The organism is Brevundimonas sp. (assembly GCF_023259385.1).
GTDB lineage: Bacteria > Pseudomonadota > Alphaproteobacteria > Caulobacterales > Caulobacteraceae > Brevundimonas.
Genome location: NZ_JAHFPF010000311.1, coordinates 1 through 3644, shown reverse-complemented (window position 1 = coordinate 3644; position 3644 = coordinate 1). Strand labels below are relative to the sequence as shown.

The following is a 3644-nucleotide window of genomic DNA, read 5'->3' as shown; positions in this document are numbered from 1 at the left end:
CCCGCCGATACGCTGACCGAGACCAAGACTGTCGAAGCCTTCAACGGCAACACCGTCTGGGCGTCGCGCAAGTATCTCAGCAGCCTGACCGTCATCAGCGCGGGCGTCTTCCCCGACATCTTCGCCAACTACACCTTCGCCAATACGAATGATGGCTGGTCGGTGACCAGCGGCACGTTGACGCCTGCCGCTGATGGCTCGGTCTTCAGCGAGGCGGCGGCCGACGCCTATATCGCCCGGTCGCTGTCCTTCCTCGGGTCTCGATACACCCGTGTGATCGTCGAGCTGACCCGCACCGCCAACCCTTCGAGCGGCGGCTTCGACGGAACGCTGTTCTACACCACCTCGGGCCACGGCTATTCTGCGTCGCACCGCAAGACCATCGCGGCCAACCCGGCGCTGAATGTGCGCACGACCCTGACGTTCGACATGGCGGCCCTGACGGCCGGCGGCGCGGACTGGACCTCCAGCACCATCACGGCCATCCGCCTGGACCTGGATGCCAACGGCGGCGGGGCGTTCAAGATTCACTCGGTGAAGGTCGTGGGCGGTCGGCTGTCTGCCGGCACGGACTATGGCGCCAACATGAAGACCGGGCTGGTCCAGCTGTTCGGCGGGACCGCCCCCTATGATGTCAGCCTGACGGTCACGGGGTTCCGCACCCGCTATGACCTGGTCTGGGCCGATCCGATCACGGGCGAGATCGGCGTGGCGGAAGGCGTGGCGCGCGGTCGCGATCCCGAGGAATATCTGCCGGCCCTGCCGTCCGGCAAGGTGGCGCTGTGGCATGTGCATGTGACGCCGGGGGCGATGGAGCTGCTGCCGGTTCACCGGTTCCGCAACATGGTCGAGATCGGCCGCGAAGCCGAGTTTCAGGCGATCCGTGAACACAATCTGCGCTGCCTGCCGGGCCTGGCCAAGCGTATGCGGACGGGCGCGGCATTCGGTCTGCTAGGCCTTGGCGACAGCCAGACCGAGATCGCGGACGGCGCCGAACCGGAACAGCAGTTGGTGGCGAACACCGGTCGTGACGGTTTGCGCTACCTGCAAGGCGCCATCCCGAGCGACACGATCGCCGCCAATGTCGCCCGCTTCAACGAGGACGGGACGCCGAACGCCAGCGGGCCGATCATCCATATCGGCTGGAGCTATGCTCTGGAGGCGGCCATCGAGGCGCGATCCGCCTGCGCCGTCAGCTACTTCAACCTCGGGATCGGCGGCACGACGGCGGCGGCCACCCTGGTCAACGGCCTCTACAACGGCGGCCATCCCGACCGCCTCGCGGCGGCCATCGCGACCGGCGCCAAGCTGGCCGTGATCGCCTTCGGCATGAACCAGCTGGGCGACCCGGCCATCTTTTCGCAGATGGTCGCCATCGTCGCGGCCTTCCGGGCGGCGGGGATCGAATGCATCATCCTGACCGTGCCGGGGACCAATGTGTTCGGCCCCTCGGGCGATCAGGCGGCGATGGACAAGTGGCAGGCCACGAACGATCACCTGGTCCGCGCGGCCCTGGCGACCGACACGGCCTATGTGCCCTTCCACATGATCACCGGCGTCGGTCAGGAAGCGGCCTTGGGGATCAGCCGCGAGAGCTTCTCGGCCGCCAACGCCGTCAACCACGACGGTCCGTATGTGATGAAAAAGCTGGGGGCCTTCCTGGCCATGATGGTGACGCCGTGAGCGTCGGTTCGCCCCAATAGCCGTCTGTCTATTCGCCAGCACAAAGGAGTAAGGGTCAGGGCGATATTTTAGGCGCTGACCCTTCTCTTTTTTGCTCCAACTTCAAGTGTCCCGATTTCCAAAACCAAATGTCGCGCTACACGGTCTCGCCTGCGGCTCGACCACCCTCCCCCGCGGGGGAGGGAGAAATGTTGCGCATCGCCCCCTTTTCCCCTATAGGCCCCGCCTTTCCAGGGCTTCGGTCCTGTCGTGGAACACCAAAGGGTTGGACGTTCGGTCCGGCCGCCGCGCCAGGAGCCATCGTGGGGATCGACTTACCCGGTCGTTTCCACGCCGACGCCCACAAGGGAGACTACCGCATGGCTCTTTACGAGCACACGGTCATGACGCGCCAGGATATCTCGGCGCAGCAGGCCGAAGCGCTGAACGACACCATCAAGGACCTGATCGTGCAAGGTGGCGGTTCCGTCGCCAAGATCGAGTACTGGGGTCTGCGCAACCTGACGTACCGCGTGAAGAAGAACCGCAAGGCTCACTACTCGCTGCTCGCCGTCGACGCCCCTCCGGCCGCCATGGCCGAAGTCGAGCGTCAGCTGGGCATCAACGAAGACGTGCTGCGCTGGCTGACCGTCCGCGTCGAGGAACTCGACCTGGAACTGTCGCCGCTGCTGGCCCGCCGCGAGCGTGAACGCGAGCGTGAGCGCGAGCGCACCCCGCGCGACGACGCCGCCGCTGACGCCGAATAAGGAAACCGGAACATGACCGACACCACCGCCCCGACCCCGGGCGCCCCGGCCGGCTCCGGCGCCGCCGGCCGCCGCCCCTTCTATCGCCGCCGCAAGGTCTGCCCGTTCTCGGGCGCCAATGCGCCGAAGATCGACTACAAGGACGTGAAGCTGCTGCAGCGTTACGTCTCCGAACGCGGCAAGATCGTGCCTTCGCGCATCACCGCCGTCTCCCAGAAGAAGCAACGCGAACTGGCCAAGGCCATCAAGCGCGCCCGCTATCTGGCCCTCCTGCCGTATGTGGTGAAGTAAGATGAAGGTCGTTCTGCTGGAACGCGTCGAGAATCTCGGCGCCATCGGCGACGTCGTGTCCGTCAAGGACGGCTTCGCCCGTAACTTCCTTCTGCCGCGCGACAAGGCCCGCCGGGCCACCGCCGCCAACCTGAAGGCGTTCGAACTCGACCGCGTCGCCATCGAGCAACGCAACGAGAAGAACAAGGCCGATGCACAGAAGGTCGCCGACAAGATCGACGGCCAGACCTACATCATGATCCGTCAGGCCGGTGAAACCGGTCACCTGTACGGTTCGGTCGCCGGCCGCGACGTCGCCGAGGCCATCCAGGCCGAAGGCGGCAAGGTCGAGCGTTCGCAAATCGTCCTGAACACGGCGATCAAGAACCTGGGCGTCCACGAAGTGCCGGTTCGCCTGCACGCCGAGGTCCGCGCATCGGTCAAGATCAACATCGCCCGTTCGATGGATGAAGCCGAGCGTCAAGCCAAGGGCGAGGACGTGATCCGCAGCCAGTTCGACGATGAGCGCCAGGCCGCCGAGCAATCGGCCCAGGAACTGATCGAAGGCGGCGCCGGTCAACAGGAAGGCTTCGGCGAAGAAGCCTGAGCCTGAACGGTCCTTCGGGACCGACCGCCGAGACATCAGGGGCGCGTTCCGCAAGGAACGCGCCCCTTTTGCTTCGGCAACCCTCAATCCCGATGTGGAGAAATCCGGCGCCGTCTCCAGACGAAAACGGGCGCTCCGACGGGATCAGAAGCTGTAGCTCAGCCGCCCATAGAAGAACCGTCCGTTGAAGCCGTAGGGCGAGTATTGCGGGAAGCCGACCGACCCCGTAGCCGCGTTCAGCGCTGCGGGAGTATACTCGGGGTATTCGTCGGTCAGATTGTTGACCCCGATCGCCAGACCGACGCCCATCGGGAAGGTATAGCGCCCCTCCAGATCGA

5 protein-coding genes are annotated in these 3644 nt (G+C 65.5%); 4 read left to right on the top strand and 1 reads right to left on the bottom strand.

Features of this window, described 5'->3' with window-relative positions; translation table 11 throughout:
• The 4 genes from Q0C81_RS17390 to rplI all read left to right on the top strand — a co-directional run.
• On the top strand, positions 1-1683 hold a 1683-nt coding region (locus tag Q0C81_RS17390), incomplete at its 5' end, for an SGNH/GDSL hydrolase family protein (RefSeq protein WP_291840959.1).
• Positions 1684-2042: 359 nt separating this feature from the next.
• On the top strand, positions 2043-2429 hold the full coding sequence (gene rpsF, locus Q0C81_RS17385; protein ID WP_040349448.1) for a 30S ribosomal protein S6: 387 nt from the start codon (positions 2043-2045) through the stop codon (positions 2427-2429).
• Positions 2430-2441: 12 nt separating this feature from the next.
• Positions 2442-2720 carry a 30S ribosomal protein S18 gene (gene rpsR, locus Q0C81_RS17380; protein ID WP_008259463.1) on the top strand — a complete coding sequence of 93 codons (279 nt, stop codon included), beginning with the start codon at positions 2442-2444 and terminating at the stop codon, positions 2718-2720.
• A 1-nt stretch (position 2721) separates the two neighbouring features.
• On the top strand, positions 2722-3306 hold the full coding sequence (gene rplI / locus Q0C81_RS17375; protein WP_291840953.1) for a 50S ribosomal protein L9: 585 nt from the start codon (positions 2722-2724) through the stop codon (positions 3304-3306).
• A 144-nt stretch (positions 3307-3450) separates the two neighbouring features.
• Here rplI and Q0C81_RS17370 read toward each other — a convergent pair.
• On the bottom strand, positions 3451-3644 hold a 194-nt coding region (locus tag Q0C81_RS17370; protein ID WP_291840951.1), incomplete at its 5' end, for a TonB-dependent receptor.

Bases quoted from the DNA above. Each gene is read 5' to 3' on its own strand.
- rpsF (WP_040349448.1), top strand. From the start codon at position 2,043: ATGGCTCTTTACGAGCACACGGTCATGACGCGCCAGGATATCTCGGCG.
- rpsR (WP_008259463.1), top strand. From the start codon at position 2,442: ATGACCGACACCACCGCCCCGACCCCGGGCGCCCCGGCCGGCTCCGGC.
- rplI (WP_291840953.1), top strand. From the start codon at position 2,722: ATGAAGGTCGTTCTGCTGGAACGCGTCGAGAATCTCGGCGCCATCGGC.